Source organism: Stenotrophomonas sp. LARHCG68, assembly GCF_052871705.1.
This window is the reverse complement of sequence record NZ_JBIXJV010000002.1, coordinates 429275-445024: the sequence shown is the minus strand read 5'-3', so window position 1 is coordinate 445024 and position 15750 is coordinate 429275. Positions and strand designations below refer to the sequence as shown.

The window sequence follows — 15750 nt, the reverse complement described above, 5'->3', positions numbered from 1 at the left end:
TCCATCCCTGTCCATCCCATGCCCGACTTCACCGCGACCTTCCCCTGGGAAACCCAGCTGCAACGCCTCCAGCAACACGCCCCTGCGCTGGCGTCATTGGCGCTGTTCGACGCCGAGGGGCTGACCGAATCCGGTCGTGCGCTGGAGCAGGTGCTGCAGGCCGGACAGGCACTGGCCAAGTGCGGCGTGGACGTGGGCCTGGTCGCCGACGAGCTGCGTCGCTACCAGAAGTTCGCACCGCCCGGACGCCCGTCACTGCAGATCGTGCAGTTGCGTCGGCAGCAATCGACGGTGCAGCAGGCGCAGCGGGTGGCCAGGCAGGCCTTCATCCGTCATGCCGATGCGCTGGCACGCGTGCTGGCGCTGCAGGTGCCGGCGAAGCTGGGGACGGTAGTGGTGGTCGAGCGTTGGCTGCAGGAGCGACTGGGCTGATCGGTTTCCTGCTTGGACACGCCGCTGCCACGGCGTGGCCAAGGCGAGCAGACGGGCGCAACCGCAACAACCTTGGCCCTGCTCAGTGCCACAGGCCCAGGACCAGGCCGAACAGCACGAACTGCACCGTGTGGTAGCCGCCGTCGATCAGCCACAGCGCGGTACTGCGCTGGGCGAACTGGTAGTTGATGCCGAAACTCGCCGCGACCATCCCGAAGCCCACCACCAGGCCGCTCAGCACGGCGTGCGGCAGCGGCGGTGCCGGGCCCAGCCACCACGCGAATGCGAACGCGGCCACCAGCGAGAACACGAAGCTCACGCCGAACACCTTGGCCGGGTGTCCTTGCGGCACGTCGCCACCGTTCTCCCGGTTCCATGCACGGCCGAACAGCGCCGGTGAGTACCACAAGCCTCCCAGCACGAAGCTGGACACGGCGGCCAACACTACGGCGTAAACGTTCATGCGATTCCCCCTCCCCGGACGATGCCCGCATCGTATCTGCATGCGCGCGCCAACAGCGGGGCTGCAGGCGGTCCGCGGGAAAAAAAAGGCCGGTGGCATGCCACCGGCCTTTCCTGTCTCCTGGCGGTGGCCGGGATCAGGCCTCCAACGCCGCCGCCGGCCCGAAGAACTCGTAGCGGCTCTGTGCGTCCGGCACGCCCACGTCACGCAACAGCTTCTTCACCTGGGCCATGAACGGCTTCGGGCCCAGGAAGTACGCGTCCACGTTGCCTTCGGCCGGCAGCCACTGCTGCAGCAGTTCGCGGCTGAGCAGGCCTTCGGCATCGGCGGCATCGCCCGGCAACGCCTCGCTGTAGCAGGTGTAGCTGCGCAGCTGCGGGTGCTGCTTCTGCATGTCGGCGATGAACTGGCGGAATGCATGCACCTGGCCGTTGCGCGCGCAATGGATGAAGTGCACCGGGCGGCCGCTGGCCAGCGCCTGCTCCAGCATCGGCAGGGTCGGGGTGATGCCCACGCCACCGCTGATCAGGGCGATCGGGCGGTCACCGGCCACCAGCGTGAAGTCGCCGGCCGGGGCGAACAGCTCCAGCGCGTCGCCGAGCCGCACGTTGTCGTGCAGGTGGTTGGACACCTTGCCGCCATCCTCGCGCTTGACGCTGATGCGGTAGCTGCGGCCATTGGGCACGGCCGACAGCGAGTAGTTGCGGCGCACTTCCTGGCCATCGATCTGCAGGCGCATGCCGATGTACTGGCCGGGCTGGAAGTCCACCACCGCGCCGCCGTCGACCGGCTGCAGGTGGAAGGAAGTGATCTCGGCGCTTTCGCGGACCTTGTCGACCACCTGGAACATGCGCCCGCCGCGCCAGCCGCCCGGTGCCTGCGCGTTGGCCGCGTACACCGATTCCTCGGCGCCGATCAGCAGGTCGGCCAGCATCTGGTAGGCGGTGCCCCAGGCATCGATGATCTCGTCGGTGGCGATCTCCGGCCCCAGCACCTCGCGGATCGAACGCAGCAGGTAGTGGCCGACGATCGGGTAGTGCTCGGGCAGCACCTGCAGGGCGACATGCTTGGCCACGATCTGGCCGACCAGCGGGCCCAGCGCCTCCAGCCGGTCGATGTGCTTGGCGTACATCAGCACCGAGTTGGCCAGCGCACGCGGCTGGTCGCCGCTGGACTGGTGGGCCTGGTTGAACAACGGGCGCGCCGCATCGCTCTCGGTCAGCATCAGGCCGTAGAAGTGCTTGGTCAGGGCTTCACCGCCGGTTTCCAGCAGGGGAACGGTGGCCTTGATCAGGTCGCGCTGTGCAGCAGTCAACATGGGTGTTTCTCTTTCTGCTTGGGGTACCCTGTGGGTTCCATGTTTCGTGCCAGCTTTTCTGTATATGAAAATCAATGACTTGGCTTATGTGCGGGTTGAAACGACCCGATTCGATCCGGGTCGGGATGACTCGGTGGTGTCAAAATGACCTGCAACCCCTTCATGTCCGGGATCATCCCGCTGGTCGACGACCTGGCCCGCGACGACCTGGCCGATGTCGAGCGCTATGGCCGGTTGCTGCGGGTGCTGCGGCAGCTGTTGCCCAGCGATGCGGTGGCGCTGCTGCGGCTGGAGGGCGAACAGGCGGTGCCGCTGGCAGTGGAAGGGTTGAGCACCGACACGCTGGGCCGCCGCTTCCGGCTGGACGAGCACCCGCGGCTGGCGGCGATCCTGCAGGGGCAGGGCACCGTGCACTTCGCCGCCGACTGCGGCCTGCCCGATCCCTACGACGGCCTGGTCGAGTCGGTGCACGGCCACCTGGAGGTGCATGACTGCATGGGCTGCGCGCTGTACATCGACGGCCGCCCGTGGGGCATGCTGACCATGGACGCCCTCACCCCCGGCCAGTTCGAGCAGATCCAGCGCGACCGGCTGGAAGCCTTCGCCAGCCTCGCCGCGGCCACGGTCAAGGCCGGCGAACGGATCGGTACGCTGGCGGCCCGGTTGAGCGAGGAGCAGGCGCTGGCCGAAACCTGGCGTGCGGCGGCCGGGCAGCGCACGCCACCGGAGGTGGTGGGGCAGAGCACGGCCTTCAAGGCGCTGCGCAAGGAGATCGCGCTGGTCGCGCCCAGTGACCTGAGCGTGCTGATCAGCGGCGAGACCGGCGTCGGCAAGGAACTGGTGGCACGCGGCATCCATCGCCAGTCCGCGCGCAAGGACAAGCCGATGGTGGTCATCAACTGCGCCGCCCTGCCCGATGCACTGGTGGAAAGCGAACTGTTCGGCCACGTGCGCGGCGCGTTCACCGGTGCGGTGGGCGAGCGGCGCGGCAAGTTCGAACTGGCCGATGGCGGCACGCTGTTCCTGGACGAGGTCGGCGAGCTGCCGCTGGCCAGCCAGGCCAAGCTGCTGCGCGTGCTGCAGAGCGGGCAACTGCAGCGGGTGGGCTCGGACCGCGAGCACCAGGTGGACGTGCGGGTGATCGCCGCCACCAACCTGGACCTGGCCGACGCGGTGCGGCAGGGGCGTTTCCGCGCCGACCTGTACCACCGCCTGGGCGCCTATCCGCTACGGGTGCCGCCGCTGCGCGAGCGCGAGCGCGACGTGCTGCTGCTGGCGGGCTTCTTCATCGAAGAGGCGCGTTCGCGGATGGGCCTGCGCAGCCTGCGCCTGTCCGCCGATGCCCAGGCCGCGCTGCTTGGCTACGACTGGCCGGGCAATGTGCGGGAACTGGAGCATCTGATCGGTCGTGCGGTGCTGCGCGCGCTGGCAGCCAGCGGCACGGTGCGCCCGCGCATCCTCACCGTCGATGCGGCGGCGCTGGAGTTGCCGGTGCACAGCGATGCCAGCGTGCAGGCCCCGGCCGGTGCCGGCGAAGCGCTGCAGGCCGAGGACCTGCGCAAGGCCGTGGATGATTTCCAGCGCCAGCGCATCGCCGCCACGCTGGAGCGCACGGCGGGCAACTGGACCGAGAGCGCGCGCCTGCTGGGGTTGGATCGGGCCAACCTGAATCGCCTGGCCAAACGCCTTGGGCTGAAGTAGCCGGGGTTGGGGTTCGAGGGGCTTGCCGGTGGCACTTGCCCCTTTCCCCTATGCCTGCCGCACAAGCGAGGGGCAATTGCGGTACTGCAGTGGACCGGCCGTTCGCATGGACGGCCCCCTGCCTTGTGCCGCAGGCAGGGGTGAGGGCCGGGGAGGGGGGGAAGCCAGTGCGCCCGGCGTCGTCCCCGTTGCTCAGCCTTCCTCGTCTTCCGGACGGTTCAATGCCGCGGTCATCGCCGCGGCGTCCTCGCGCGCGAGGAACAGGTATTCCAGCTCGCAGCCGCCGAACTTGTCTTCCAGTTCGTGCATGCGCACCGGGTGGCTGCCGAAGCGGTAATGCGTGCTGCCGTCATCGGTATCGATGGCGTACACGCCGAAGGACGGCGGATTGGTCAGCGTGCCTTCCAGCTTGACGGATGACGGGTCGATGGCGCGCTGGATGAGGGCTTCTTGGTCGATCATGGGGGGACGGTAGGGCTGGGGGTCGTGATTTCGGGTGAAGTGGAATCTCTGGCGCGTCCTGCGTCAATGCTTCTCGTGCTTCCAGTTGCGGTGCTTGCCATCGGATAACCACGCGATGGCCTGGGTGATGCGTTGTTGCCGGGTGGTTTCGCGCTTGGCCTCGCCGATCCACTCCAGGTAGTCGCGCTGGTAGCCGGGGGCGAAGCCGTCAAAGGCGGCCTGGGCCTGTGGGGCCGCGGCCAGCGCCTGGGCGAAGGCCGGCGGTATCGGCAGGGCGGCCCGCGGCGCAGGCCGCGGGGCCTTCACGCCGCTGTCGATGCGGCGCATGCCCTCGCGCAGTTGCGCGGCGAACGCGCGCTTGTCCGGCAGGTCCCGGGCGTGCTGCAGGCGCCCGTACTGGCCCATGGCCTCGGTGTTGTCGCCCGGGCCGGTCTGGCGTTGCCAGAAGCCCAGCGTGGCATGCGCCTTGAAAGCGGCCATCCCGCACAGCAGCTTGCCCTTGTACAGAAAGCTGGGCATGCCCCACTTGATGGCTTCCTCGGCCTGGCTGCAACCGGCGTGCACGCGTGCCCGGATCTCGCGCAGGATGGGTTGCGCGAAATCGGCGGCGTTGGCGATGTAGGCGTCGACGCGGGGATCGGGGGACATGACGGGGCCTCGGATGCGCGAAGCCTGCCGTCAGTCGGCCGGCAAAACAAGCCCGCCGATGCGGCGGGCTCGTCAACGGCCTGTTTGGGTACGGTCAGGCGCGGCGTAGGCGCCGTGCCAGGCCGCTGCACAGCGCGATGAAGGCGGTGAACACGGCCATCGACAGGAACTGCAGGCGGGTCTCCGGGGTGCTCAACAGCAGCGCGAAGATCAGCGCGAGGATGGCCAGCGCCAGCACCGTCAGGTAGGGGAAACCGGCCATCCTGAATGGCAACGGGGTGCCGTTGCGTTCGGCGCGGCGGCGCAGGATCAACTGCGAGACCAGGGTCAGGGTCCACACCAGCAGGCAGGTCGAGCCGACCACGTTGAGCAGCACCGGCAGCACCTTGTCCGGGTACAGCAGCTCCAGCACGGTCGCGCCGAAACCGAACAGCACGCTGGCCAGCACCGCGATCAGCGGCACCTGGCGGGCGTTGGTGCGGCCCAGCCAGCGCGGTGCTTCGCCACGCGAGGCCAGCGAGTACATCATCCGCGAGGCACCGTAGAGGTTGGCGTTGAGCGCCGAGAGCAGGGCGATCACCGCGATCAGCGTGATCGCGGTGGCCGCGCCGGGGATGTTGGCCACCTGCAGCACCGCGGCGAACGGGGAGCGCAGCGCATCGCTGGTCCATGGCACCACGGCGATGATCACGCCGATCGAGCCGATGTAGAACACCAGGATGCGCCAGGCCACGGTGCGGATGGCGCGGGCCAGGCTGCGCTCCGGGTCCTGGGTTTCAGCCGCGGCGACGGCCACGATCTCGGTGCCGCCGAAGGCGAACACCACCACCAGCAAGGCCGCGCCGATGCCGGCCAGGCCCTTGGGCATGAAGCCGCCATGGCCGGTGATGTTGGACAGGCCCGGCGACGGCACGTTGGGCAGCAGCCCGCACAGCAGGGCGATGCCGATCAGGATGAAGCCGATGATCGCGCCGACCTTGAGGATGGCGAACCAGAACTCGAACTCGCCGTAGTTGCGCACGCCCATCAGGTTGATGATGGTGAACACCACCATGAAGGCCAGCGATACCAGTGGCACCGACAGCTCCGGCCATATCGTCTTGAGCAGGCCGGCCGCGCCAACCGATTCGGCGGCGATCACCACCACCAGCTGCGCCCACCACAGCCAGCCCACGGTGGCACCGGCGGTCGGGCCGAGCGCGTCGGCCGCGTAGACCGAGAACGCGCCGCTGGTGGGGCGCGCGGCGGCCATCTCGCCCATCGCGTGCATCATGATGATCACCAGGGTGCCGGCGACCAGGTAGGAGATCAGCACGGCCGGGCCAGCGGCGTGGATGCCGACGCCCGAGCCCAGGAACAGGCCGGCGCCGATGGCGCTGCCCAGTCCCATCATGATCAGCTGGCGCGGCTTGAGCGCGCGTTCCAGATTCTGCGACGGCGCACTGGCCGGGGCGGTCGAATTGGCGGACATCTGAACGATCTGGTGTAGAGAAGTGCGACACCTTACCGCGTTCGATTGTCATCGTGTCTGTCCATCGCGCCCGCCACGGCCCGCTGCCAGTAGGATGGACATCCCGGCGCCCGATGTGCGCCTGCAGCAATGGATGACGGATGCGCGGCCTGGATTTCAGCTCGTGGCAGGGCCTGCTTTCCACCCTGGTGGGCCTGGCGATCATCACCCTGATCGGCGTGGGCATCCGCCTGCTGGTGATGCAGGTGGTGCAGCAGAAGCGCGAGGCAGCCAACCGGCAGATCAACGAACGGCTCAAGACCTTGATCGCCGCCTACAAGACCCTGGGTGGTTCCTTCACCGGTGACCTGTCGGTGGACCCGATCCACCTGCGCGAGATCCGCCGACGCGCCGCCGGGTTGGCACAAGGCCAGGCCACCCCCAATGCCGAGGGCGCGCTGTTGCTGCCGCCGATCGATGGCGGCGAGGCCGGGGACCGGGCGCGGCGCATCCGCGATGCGGTGGAGGCGGCCCTGTCGGACGTCATCCTGCTCGGCACCGAGGAACAGGTGCGGTTGGCGGCGCGCGCGGCCACCGACATGGTCGAGGGCCGGCCGATCCATACCGCGGCACTGGTGGTGTCGCTGCGCGACTTCATCCGGGGCGTGCTCGACCTGGACACCATCCCGGCCAGCGTGGCGATCCCGCAGCAGGGGCCGGCGCGCCCGACCTCCAGTGGCGGTGGCGGAAAAGGCGGCGGCAAGGACAAGGAGGGTGCGGCCGGCGGCGCAGGCAAGGGTGGCGGTGGCGGCATGGGCGGCATGGGGGCCGGCGTGGGCATGGGGGCGGGGCTCGGCTATGGCGCCGGGCGCGGCGGCGAGGAGGAGGCGCAGTAGCGGCCTTGGCGATGATCCGGCAGCGCGCACGCCCTGCTCCCTCCCGTGCAGCGAAGGAGAGCCGTGGTTCTGCCGCTGCCTTGCTTCCCCGATCCAGCCGGGACCGGCCGATGGTCAGCCGGTCCCTCCGGGCAGCACCGCGCGTATCGCGTCGCACAGCTCGTCCTGCGAGAACGGCTTGAACAGGGTGCGATAGCGGCCCTCGATCAGGCCCTCCTGCACCAGCACCTCGCCGGCGTAGCCGGTGATGAACAGCAGGGGCGGCAGGGTGCCGGCGCGCTCCAGCGTGTGCACCATGTCCAGCACCGTGACCGGACCGGGCATGCGCACGTCGGAGATGATCAACTCCACCTTCAGGCCGGTGCCCAGGTAATGCAGCGCCGCCTGCGGGTTGTAGGCGGTGGACACCCGGTAGCCGAGGTTGCGCAGCATGTCGGCGAGCGCGTCGCGGACCTGTGCATCGTCTTCGATCAACAGCACCGATTCGCCGTTGCCGCAGGCCGGCGGGGCGGCGCGCGCTGCCGCGACCGGCTCGGCGGCGTGGCCGGAAACCGGCAGCAGGAAACTCACCGACGTGCCGGCTCCCGGGCTGGATTCCACGTCGATGAAGCCACCGGCCTGCTCGACGAAACTGGCCACCATCGGCAGGCCCAGGCCCGACCCCTTGCCGGTGGGCTTGGTGGTGAAGAACGGTTCGAACACCTTGGCCCGCACTTCCTCGGCCATGCCCATGCCGTTGTCGCTGACCGTGACCTGCACGTACGGCCCCGGCGTGCCGCTGCGGCTGGAGACGGTGTTGACCAGCGACATCACGATGCGCCCGCGGCCATGGGTGGCATCGCGCGCCTTGACCGCCAGGTTGATCAGCGAATTCTCGAAGTACGCGCGGTCCACGTGCACGGCATGGATGTCCTCGGCGCAGCGCAGGATGAACTCCCCTTCCTCGCCCACCGCCTTGTGCAGCAGGTCGCCGATATCGGCCAGCAGCTGCCGCGGGTCGATGGTGGTGGCGGTGCGTGGCTTGCGGCCGGTGAAGGTCATCAGCTGGTTGGCCATGCGCCCGGCCTTCTCCACCGCCTTCTCGATGATGGTGGCGTGGCGCAGCACCGCGTCCTCGTCGCTGCCCTTGCGCAGCAGCGAGATGCTCAGCGATATCACGGTCAGCAGGTTGTTGAGGTCGTGGGCGACGCCGCCGGCCAGGTTGCCCACCAGCTCCATCTTCTGCGTGTTGGCCACTTCGCTCTGCATCCGCAGCAGGCGCTGCATGCGCGCCTCGATCTGCTCGCTGTTTTCCTGCCCGCCGTGACGCAGGTCCAGCCCGCGTTGTCCCAGGCCGTGCAGGTCATGGCTGACGCTGACCCAGTGGCCGGCGACGCCGTCGGTGGCAGGCAGCGGCGAGGCGGCGCTGACGAAGCCGTGGTAGCTGCCGTCGGCGGCGCGCATGCGGTACTCCACCGGTGGCATGCGCCCGGCCGCCATGCCACGGCTGACCGCGGCATTGAGGTGCATCACATCGTCGGGATGGACCCGCTGGATCCAGTCGTCGACGTGGAACTGCCGCACCTGCGTGCGCCCGTACAGGGTCCGCCGGGCGGCATCGTTCATCCAGAAGATCTCGCCGCCCTGCCCGAACACGCAGACCTGGCAATCGGTCGCCTGCAGGGCGTCGTGCAGCAGCGGCGACAGGCCCGGTGGCGCGGCCCCGGGCGTGGCCAGCGCGAAGCATTGCACCAGCAGCGGCGCGTCCGCGCGCGGGAGCGGCACGAACACCAGCTGGTAGCCGAGCCCGTCGCGGGCCAGCCGGCGTTCACTGCCGTGCCGGCGGCATGCCTGCACGGCGGCCTGTACCTGCGGGTCGTCCCACAGGTGGGCGGCATCCCCGGTGCGCGCATGGCAGGCCATGAGCAGGGCGTCGAAGGCAGCGTTCTGCAGGTGCGGCCGCGTGGCCTGGCCGATCAGCAGCGCGAACGCCACCGAGGCGTGCTCCATGCCCCGGCAGAGCGCCATTGCCATCGGGTCAGCGGGTGCGCGGTCCATGGGTGTCCTGTCGGTGAAGGGGGGCGGCCGTGCTCAGGCGATGCGCTCGACCCGGCACCGCTGGCACAGCGGGTAGCTGTCCAGCAGCGGCGTGATGGCCGCGTGCATGCGATCGAAGCTGTCGCCGTACATGTACAGCGCGGTTTCGGTGGGACCCTGCCAGTGGCTGTTGAGCATGCCCACGCCTTCCAGGCGGCGCATGCATTCCTCGTGGACGTGGTTGATGTCGCAGGTCTGGTAGACCTCGGCGGGCAGGTCGGTGCCATTGAGGTACAGGCCCAGGCCCTGGTGCACGCCAAATGGAATGCGCGGGCCACCGCCGGGCAGGCTGATGCTGGAGCCGACCGGGGCCAGCATCGCCTCGAACAGGCGCCGGATCAGGAGCACGCTGTCACCGCCCAGGTCATCCACCCGGATCCGCAGGTCGCAGTTGGCGACTTCGCCGCTGGACGCCAGCAGGGTGCCGCCGCCGATCACCTCGGCACGGATGCCGTGAAGCTGGCAGGCATCGCTGAATGCGTCCTCCAGCTCTGTCCGGTGGGCCGGTTGAAGGCGTGCGTTGAGGGTGACCGTGATCGTCCCGCGCGCGCCGGTATTGCCTTGGGTTCCCTGCATTACCGCACCACTCCTGACTGCCTGGGCGGGAGCGGCACCGGCATCGGCATCGGCCGACGCGCCCCCGTGGCTCAGTATCCGCAGCCCGGTGTGCAGGCCCGGTGTGCAGGGGTTGGCTGCGCTGGGCAGGGCAGGGGCAGGCCGGTCACCGGGCAAGGGCATGGAAGCGAGCGAGAGGCCCGGTGAGCGTGCGCCTGCAGCAATCCTCCGCGCCCGATTGAACTACCTTATCCCTACCTTCCGCGCGCGGATGCGCCTTCCAGAGACCGTAATGAGCCTGAAGACCCTGAACCCCTACGATTTGTTCGATGTGCGTTCGTTGCTGAGCGAGGAAGAGCGCGCCGTGCAGGATTCGGTCGCCCGCTTCACCGACGAGCGCGTGTTGCCGATCATCGGCGACTGCTTCGACCAGGGGCGTTTCCCGAACGAACTGATCCCCGAGATCGCCGAGATGGGCCTGCTGGGCAGCACGCTGCCGGAGCAGTACGGCGGCGCCGGGCTGAACGGTGTCAGCTACGGCCTGATCTGCCAGGAGCTTGAGCGCGGTGATTCGGGCCTGCGCAGCTTCGTGTCGGTGCAGAGCTCGCTGTGCATGTACCCCATCTACGCCTACGGCTCGGAGGAGCAGCGCCTGCGTTGGCTGCCGGAGATGGCGCGCGGCAAGGTGATCGGCTGCTTCGGCCTGACCGAGGCGCACGGTGGCTCGGACCCGGCCAGCATGAAGACCCGCGCGGTGAAGGATGGCGGGGACTGGGTCATCAACGGTTCGAAGATGTGGATCACCAACGGCTCGGTGGCCGACATCGCCATCGTCTGGGCCAACACCGAGGAGGGCGTGCAGGGCTTCGTGATCGAGAAGGGCACCCCGGGCTTCACCGCCCAGGAGATCAAGCACAAGATGAGCCTGCGTGCCTCGGTGACCGGCGCCCTGTTCTTCGACAACGTGCGCGTGCCCGATGCCAACCGCCTGCCCAACGTGAAGGGCCTGAAGGGGCCGCTGGGCTGCCTGACCCAGGCCCGCTACGGCATCACCTGGGGCCCGCTGGGCGCGGCCATCGCCTGCCTGGACGAAGTGCTGGCCTACACCAAAGAGCGGATCCTGTTCGGCCGCCCGGTCGCGGCCACCCAGAGCGCGCAGATCAAGATGGCCGACATGGCCCGCCGCATCACCGCCGGCCAGTTGCTGGTGTTGCAGCTCGGTCGCCTGAAGGATGCCGGCGTGATGCAGCCGCAGCAGGTGTCGCTGGCCAAGTGGAACAATTGCCGCCTGGCCATCGACATCGCCCGCGAGTGTCGTGACCTGCTCGGCGGTGCCGGCATCACCACCGAGCACGGTGCGATCCGGCATGCCCTGAACCTGGAATCGGTGATCACGTACGAAGGCACCGAGACCGTGCACCAGCTGGTGATCGGCCGCGAGTTGACCGGCATCAACGCGTTCTGAACGCGCGCGCTGCGTGACACGGACGGCCGGCCCTGCCGGCCGTTTCCATGTCTGGCTGACAACGGCGGTCACACCCGCCTTGGCCCCGCTCGCCTACCATCGGTGACAATGGGCGCGCCTGGCACACGTGGCCAGGCGTATTTCACTCCTGTTGGCAGCACCGAGAACCCGTGAAGACACCCCCCCAACTCCAGGTCCTGATCGACGATGGCGTCATCGACGAAGTGTTGCGCCCACTGAAGAGCGGCAAGGAGGCGGCGGTCTACGTCGTGCGCAGCGGCGATGACGTGCGCTGCGCCAAGGTCTACAAGGACATGGCCCAGCGCAGCTTCCAGCAGCGCGTGCAGTACCAGGAAGGGCGCAAGGTGCGCGGCAGCCGCGAGGCGCGCGCGATCGGCAAGGCCAGCAAGTACGGCCGCAAGCAGCAGGAAGTGGCGTGGAAGAACACCGAGGTCGACGCGCTGTACCAGCTGCGCGAGGCCGGCCTGCGGGTGCCCGAGCCGTACGGCTATTTCCACGGCGTGCTGGTGATGGAACTGGTCACCGACGCCGAGGGCTTCAGCGCCGCGCGCCTGGGCGAGGTGGAACTGGCCGCCGAACAGGCCCGCCAGTTCCACGCGGTGCTGGTGCAGCAGGTCAAGCTGATGCTGTGCTGCGGCCTGATCCACGGCGACCTGTCGCCCTACAACGTGCTGGTCGGCCCGGATGGCCCGGTGGTGATCGACTTCCCGCAGGTGGTCAGCGCCGGCGGCAATAACGCCGCGCGCACCATGCTGCTGCGCGACGTCAACAACCTCACCGCCTACCTGGGGCGCTCGGCGCCCGAATTGCTCGATACCTGGTACGGCGAGGAGATGTGGGAGTTGTTCCAGGCCGGCGACCTGCTGCCGGAGACCGAGTTGCGTGGCCAGTACACGCCCGACGAGCGCGCGGTGGACCTGGACAGTGTCCGCCACGCGATCAACGATGCACGCGAGGAAGCCCTGATCCGGCAACAGGGCCGCGAGGCCGCGGCCGAGGAAGACGGGTACTGAGGCGCGGGTTGCGTTCGCATGCGCCGGCTTCTCCTGCGAGGGGGTTGCCAGTGCATGGCCAACCGCCCCTCCCGTTGCGCCAGCAAGGGGAGGGGGCAGTGGAACCGCCAGGCAGGTCAGAGCGAGACGTAGCGGCCCGCGTCGCGCTCCTCGATCAGGATCATGAAATCGACGTACAGCGATACCAGCGCGCCGCTGTCATCCAGGCCCCAGAACGCCGGATAGGCGCCATCGCCGTAGCCGCTGGGCGTGATGACGCAGTCGTCCGGGTGGGCCAGTGCCAACGTCCGCGCGATGCCTGCGCCTGACCACTGGCGGAAGCAGCGCTCCTGCGCGATGTGGCTCAGCGTCTGCAGCCCACTGACATCGAAGATCGCCAGGTTGCCGGCGTCCACCCCATAGATGCCGGTGCCGTGCTGGGTGCGCGCGGCCTTCCAGGTCACCGCGCGACGGTGCGGGTCGAAGCGGATGCGGATGCCGGCCACGCGCCGGTCGACCATCACCGTTTCCACCGGATGGCGGCCCAGCGGTGCCCGCCGCGCCAGTGGCTGCAGGTCATCGAAGCCATAGCCGAAATCGCTGATGGCCAACACGCCGGAGCGGATGTCGATCTCACCGATCACCTGCTGGGTGATCTGGCCACGGAGGTCGTCCTGCTCGATGCGGCGATCACCCCGGAACAGCAGGTTCTCGTCGAGCGCGAGGTCATCGTTGGGTGCGGCCAACGGCGCATCCGCCGTGCTGAGCGTGCCCAGTTCGGCATACCGCGCGGCGTTGATCACCGGGGCGGTGGGTGGATCGAACAGCGTGAACACCTGGCTGATCCGCCAATCGCCATTGGCGTCGTGCCGCAGGTCGTACACGTGATAGCGGGCGCTGGCAGCGCCGTTGCGGCGCGTATGCACCTGCGCCTGCGTACCGTCGATCCGTTGCCCGATGACCTCGGTGGTGGCCGGGTCGAAGTCCGGGTCCGAGCCGTACGCATCGCTCGTGCCGGAACCGCAATCCCTGTCGAAGTGGGCCTGGTCGGCTTCGGAAACGAGGCTGTGCCAGCGGCCGAAGTCCACGTCGTCGCCCATCGTTTCGCGGGCATGTGTCCATTGCCGGTGCCAGTGCTGGATGAAGGCCCGTACCCGAGCCTCCGGCGTCGGGGCGATGGTGGCAGACGCCGGTGCGGGTGTGGATGGCTTGCCGGTCAACAGGTCGAACAATTTCTTCATCATGTGATGCTCGCGGAAATCAGTAGCGTGTCGTAGCGCGCCGGCGACCCATGGATGCCCATGCGGGCGAGGCCAGGCAGGGCCATCAGTCGTCGCCCAGCGAGGATTCCTGGCGCGGGTCGGCGAACAGGAAGGCATCTTCACCGCCGTCCACGCTGACATAGGCCGTGCCGAAGTTGCGCAGGCGCCATCGCCACTGCCCGTAGCGCGTGCGCAGCGTGCCCTCGACATAGCAGGGCCCATGCAGGAAATAGTCGTGCTCCTGGCGTGGCGTGATCACCACCGCATGCCGGAAGAACGCCACGACCTCGCGCGGGGTGGGCTTGAACGATTCGCACAGCGGCGCATCGCTGGGCGTGTCCACGCCCTGGCCGGTGATCCGGACATCGCTGATGGTCCCGAGTGGGCCAGGGGGTGCCGCGCCCACGGTAAACGGCAGCAGCAGGCCGGCGAGCATCCAGTGCAGTCGGCGGCTGAACGCGGGCGGATGGGGGGTGGACATGGTTCTCTCTCCCTGTGCGATGACGGCGTGCAGCCTTGCAGCGCCGGGGAGAGTTTTACCCGAAGTGGGACCGTTGGCGCGTCAATGCGGACGTGCCGTGCAGACCTGTCCGCTCCTTTGCGCCGCAAAGGAACGGGTTGAGGCCGGATGCGTTGGGCAGGCCGGTCATAGGCGGGCGTCGCGGCGGAGGCCGCCCCTGCGCGAGACCGCGCCTACGAGGGACGCAGGGTGCACGGATCGACCCCCTCCCTTTTGCGCAGCAAAGGGGAGGGTTGGGGAGGGGTGACTTTGGCGGGCCGGTCGCGGGCGTCTTTCGCGGCCGATGTCGGTGCTTCACCGGCCAGCTGCCGTGCCAGATCGGCATTGGTGAGGTGTCCGTGCAGAAACAACAGGTCGCTGAAGATGCGCATTTTCATGCTCCTACTTGAGTAGGGCTCATGTTGCGTCCAAGCTGTTGGCTGGAATAGCGATCATTCCTCAAGCAAGGCTTGAGGAAAATTGAAGGCTCAATGTCAAAGCCACCCCTCCAGCTCCTGCAGGGCTTCATCGCCACCGCCCGTCTGGGCAACCTTTCGCGGGCGGCGGAAACGATGCATGTCACCGTCAGTGCACTGAGCCACCAGATGCGCCAGCTGGAGGAGCGCCTGGGCTATCCGCTGCTGCTGCGACAGGCGCGTGGCGTGGCACTGACCCCGGAGGGACGGCGCCTGTTCGACCAGGTTGCCCCGCATCTGGATGCGATCAACGAAGCGTTCCGCCCCTTCCCCGCACGCCACGACTGCGTGCTCACGGTGAGTGCGGTGCCGAGCATGGCATCGGCCTGGCTGGTGCCGCGCCTGGGGCGGTTCGTGGCATTGCATCCGCAGATCGAGATCAACCTGCAGTCCAGCCAGCACCTGGTCGATTTCGAAAAGCAGTTGCAGTTCGATGCCGCGATGCGCGTGGGCAACGGCCACTGGCCGGGCCTGACCGCCGAGCCGTTGATCGACGAATGGCTGGTGCCCATGGCCAGCCCGGCATTGGTGGCACGCATGGGCGGCATCGACGCGTTGCCCTTGTCGCAATGGCCATTGCTGGGCGACCCGGATGGCGAATGGGACCGCTGGTTTGCGCTGGCTGGTGAGGCACCGCCGAAGCGCTACATCGCCATCCTCGATGACTCCGAATCCCACCACCGCGCCGCGCTGGATGGCGTCGGCGTCGCGCTGGGGCGCGTCACGCGCGCGCGGCTGCTGCTCGAGTCCGGGCAGCTGGTGCTGCTGTCGCCGGAGCGTCTGAAGACGCCCTGGTCACACTGGCTCGTCTACCCGGAGCGCTCGGCCACGCATCGCGGCTTTCTTGCCTTCCGCCAATGGCTGCACGACGAGGCCGCGGAGCATCGTGCACACGTGGGCGGTTAGCACGGGGAATGCGGGACGGCTGCCGTTGGGCCGGTTGGCGGTACGCGTGCCTGGCGGCCGTGGTCGTTCCCGCCAGGTTCGCAGCGTGCACGGATCGGCCCCCTGTTGCGCGGCAAGGGGGAGGGTTG

General features: G+C 68.6%; 16 protein-coding genes. 6 read left to right on the top strand and 10 right to left on the bottom strand.

From position 1 onward, the window contains the following. Window positions 1-18: 18 nt before the first annotated feature. Complete coding sequence (locus ACIPR8_RS09530; RefSeq protein ID WP_446540866.1) at window positions 19-432, top strand: hypothetical protein; 414 nt, start codon at window positions 19-21, stop codon at window positions 430-432. 82 nt (window positions 433-514) lie between these two features. Here the strand turns inward: ACIPR8_RS09530 and ACIPR8_RS09525 are convergent, their stop codons facing one another. Together ACIPR8_RS09525 and hmpA are read right to left on the bottom strand one after the other, a co-directional pair. Continuing rightward, window positions 515-895, bottom strand: coding sequence for a DUF1761 domain-containing protein (locus ACIPR8_RS09525; RefSeq protein ID WP_446540865.1), 381 nt, complete (start codon window positions 893-895; stop codon window positions 515-517). A 136-nt stretch (window positions 896-1031) separates the two neighbouring features. Further along, window positions 1032-2213, bottom strand: coding sequence for an NO-inducible flavohemoprotein (hmpA, locus tag ACIPR8_RS09520; RefSeq protein ID WP_446540864.1), 1182 nt, complete (start codon window positions 2211-2213; stop codon window positions 1032-1034). A 162-nt stretch (window positions 2214-2375) separates the two neighbouring features. Between hmpA and norR the strand changes: the two genes are divergently transcribed. Continuing rightward, complete coding sequence (gene norR, locus ACIPR8_RS09515; RefSeq protein WP_446540863.1) at window positions 2376-3914, top strand: nitric oxide reductase transcriptional regulator NorR; 1539 nt, start codon at window positions 2376-2378, stop codon at window positions 3912-3914. A gap of 192 nt (window positions 3915-4106) precedes the next feature. Here the strand turns inward: norR and ACIPR8_RS09510 are convergent, their stop codons facing one another. The 3 genes from ACIPR8_RS09510 to ACIPR8_RS09500 form a co-directional block, all read right to left on the bottom strand. Continuing rightward, window positions 4107-4376 carry a hypothetical protein gene (locus tag ACIPR8_RS09510; RefSeq protein WP_192287010.1) on the bottom strand — a complete coding sequence of 90 codons (270 nt, stop codon included), beginning with the start codon at window positions 4374-4376 and terminating at the stop codon, window positions 4107-4109. A 63-nt stretch (window positions 4377-4439) separates the two neighbouring features. Then, entirely contained in the window at window positions 4440-5024 is a 585-nt protein-coding gene (locus ACIPR8_RS09505) for a YdeI/OmpD-associated family protein (protein ID WP_192287009.1), read from the bottom strand. Between the two features lie 94 nt (window positions 5025-5118). Beyond that, window positions 5119-6495: an amino acid permease gene (locus ACIPR8_RS09500; RefSeq protein WP_192287008.1), complete on the bottom strand. Its 1377-nt coding sequence runs from the start codon at window positions 6493-6495 to the stop codon at window positions 5119-5121. Between the two features lie 140 nt (window positions 6496-6635). Between ACIPR8_RS09500 and ACIPR8_RS09495 the strand changes: the two genes are divergently transcribed. Then, entirely contained in the window at window positions 6636-7370 is a 735-nt protein-coding gene (locus ACIPR8_RS09495; protein WP_192287007.1) for a hypothetical protein, read from the top strand. 114 nt (window positions 7371-7484) lie between these two features. Here the strand turns inward: ACIPR8_RS09495 and ACIPR8_RS09490 are convergent, their stop codons facing one another. Beyond that, entirely contained in the window at window positions 7485-9407 is a 1923-nt protein-coding gene (locus ACIPR8_RS09490; RefSeq protein WP_446540862.1) for an ATP-binding protein, read from the bottom strand. 33 nt (window positions 9408-9440) lie between these two features. After that, window positions 9441-10022 (bottom strand): hypothetical protein, encoded by a 582-nt coding sequence (locus ACIPR8_RS09485; protein WP_446540861.1) that lies wholly within the window; start codon window positions 10020-10022, stop codon window positions 9441-9443. Between the two features lie 271 nt (window positions 10023-10293). Here ACIPR8_RS09485 and ACIPR8_RS09480 point away from each other — a divergent pair, with 271 nt between their 5' ends. Both ACIPR8_RS09480 and ACIPR8_RS09475 read left to right on the top strand, forming a co-directional pair. Next, a complete protein-coding gene (locus tag ACIPR8_RS09480) occupies window positions 10294-11466 on the top strand; it encodes an acyl-CoA dehydrogenase family protein (protein ID WP_446540860.1) in 1173 nt (390 codons plus the stop codon). 170 nt (window positions 11467-11636) lie between these two features. Then, a complete protein-coding gene (locus ACIPR8_RS09475; protein ID WP_132863708.1) occupies window positions 11637-12500 on the top strand; it encodes a PA4780 family RIO1-like protein kinase in 864 nt (287 codons plus the stop codon). Between the two features lie 116 nt (window positions 12501-12616). Here the strand turns inward: ACIPR8_RS09475 and ACIPR8_RS09470 are convergent, their stop codons facing one another. The 3 genes from ACIPR8_RS09470 to ACIPR8_RS09460 form a co-directional block, all read right to left on the bottom strand. Next, window positions 12617-13720 (bottom strand): DUF4241 domain-containing protein, encoded by a 1104-nt coding sequence (locus ACIPR8_RS09470; RefSeq protein WP_446540859.1) that lies wholly within the window; start codon window positions 13718-13720, stop codon window positions 12617-12619. Between the two features lie 85 nt (window positions 13721-13805). Then, a complete protein-coding gene (locus tag ACIPR8_RS09465) occupies window positions 13806-14222 on the bottom strand; it encodes a hypothetical protein (protein ID WP_446540858.1) in 417 nt (138 codons plus the stop codon). A 212-nt stretch (window positions 14223-14434) separates the two neighbouring features. Beyond that, window positions 14435-14632 (bottom strand): hypothetical protein, encoded by a 198-nt coding sequence (locus ACIPR8_RS09460; RefSeq protein WP_446540857.1) that lies wholly within the window; start codon window positions 14630-14632, stop codon window positions 14435-14437. A 99-nt stretch (window positions 14633-14731) separates the two neighbouring features. Between ACIPR8_RS09460 and ACIPR8_RS09455 the strand changes: the two genes are divergently transcribed. Continuing rightward, window positions 14732-15622, top strand: coding sequence for a LysR substrate-binding domain-containing protein (locus ACIPR8_RS09455; protein ID WP_313253444.1), 891 nt, complete (start codon window positions 14732-14734; stop codon window positions 15620-15622). Window positions 15623-15750: the final 128 nt, after the last annotated feature.

Coding starts and splice junctions, on each gene's coding strand:
- hmpA (WP_446540864.1), bottom strand. CDS start 2,213: ATGTTGACTGCTGCACAGCGCGACCTGATCAAGGCCACCGTTCCCCTG.
- ACIPR8_RS09455 (WP_313253444.1), top strand. CDS start 14,732: ATGTCAAAGCCACCCCTCCAGCTCCTGCAGGGCTTCATCGCCACCGCC.
- ACIPR8_RS09510 (WP_192287010.1), bottom strand. CDS start 4,376: ATGATCGACCAAGAAGCCCTCATCCAGCGCGCCATCGACCCGTCATCC.
- ACIPR8_RS09480 (WP_446540860.1), top strand. CDS start 10,294: ATGAGCCTGAAGACCCTGAACCCCTACGATTTGTTCGATGTGCGTTCG.
- ACIPR8_RS09490 (WP_446540862.1), bottom strand. CDS start 9,407: ATGGACCGCGCACCCGCTGACCCGATGGCAATGGCGCTCTGCCGGGGC.
- ACIPR8_RS09530 (WP_446540866.1), top strand. CDS start 19: ATGCCCGACTTCACCGCGACCTTCCCCTGGGAAACCCAGCTGCAACGC.
- ACIPR8_RS09495 (WP_192287007.1), top strand. CDS start 6,636: ATGCGCGGCCTGGATTTCAGCTCGTGGCAGGGCCTGCTTTCCACCCTG.
- ACIPR8_RS09460 (WP_446540857.1), bottom strand. CDS start 14,632: ATGCGCATCTTCAGCGACCTGTTGTTTCTGCACGGACACCTCACCAAT.
- ACIPR8_RS09525 (WP_446540865.1), bottom strand. CDS start 895: ATGAACGTTTACGCCGTAGTGTTGGCCGCCGTGTCCAGCTTCGTGCTG.
- ACIPR8_RS09465 (WP_446540858.1), bottom strand. CDS start 14,222: ATGTCCACCCCCCATCCGCCCGCGTTCAGCCGCCGACTGCACTGGATG.
- ACIPR8_RS09500 (WP_192287008.1), bottom strand. CDS start 6,495: ATGTCCGCCAATTCGACCGCCCCGGCCAGTGCGCCGTCGCAGAATCTG.
- ACIPR8_RS09470 (WP_446540859.1), bottom strand. CDS start 13,720: ATGAAGAAATTGTTCGACCTGTTGACCGGCAAGCCATCCACACCCGCA.
- ACIPR8_RS09485 (WP_446540861.1), bottom strand. CDS start 10,022: ATGCAGGGAACCCAAGGCAATACCGGCGCGCGCGGGACGATCACGGTC.
- ACIPR8_RS09505 (WP_192287009.1), bottom strand. CDS start 5,024: ATGTCCCCCGATCCCCGCGTCGACGCCTACATCGCCAACGCCGCCGAT.
- norR (WP_446540863.1), top strand. CDS start 2,376: ATGTCCGGGATCATCCCGCTGGTCGACGACCTGGCCCGCGACGACCTG.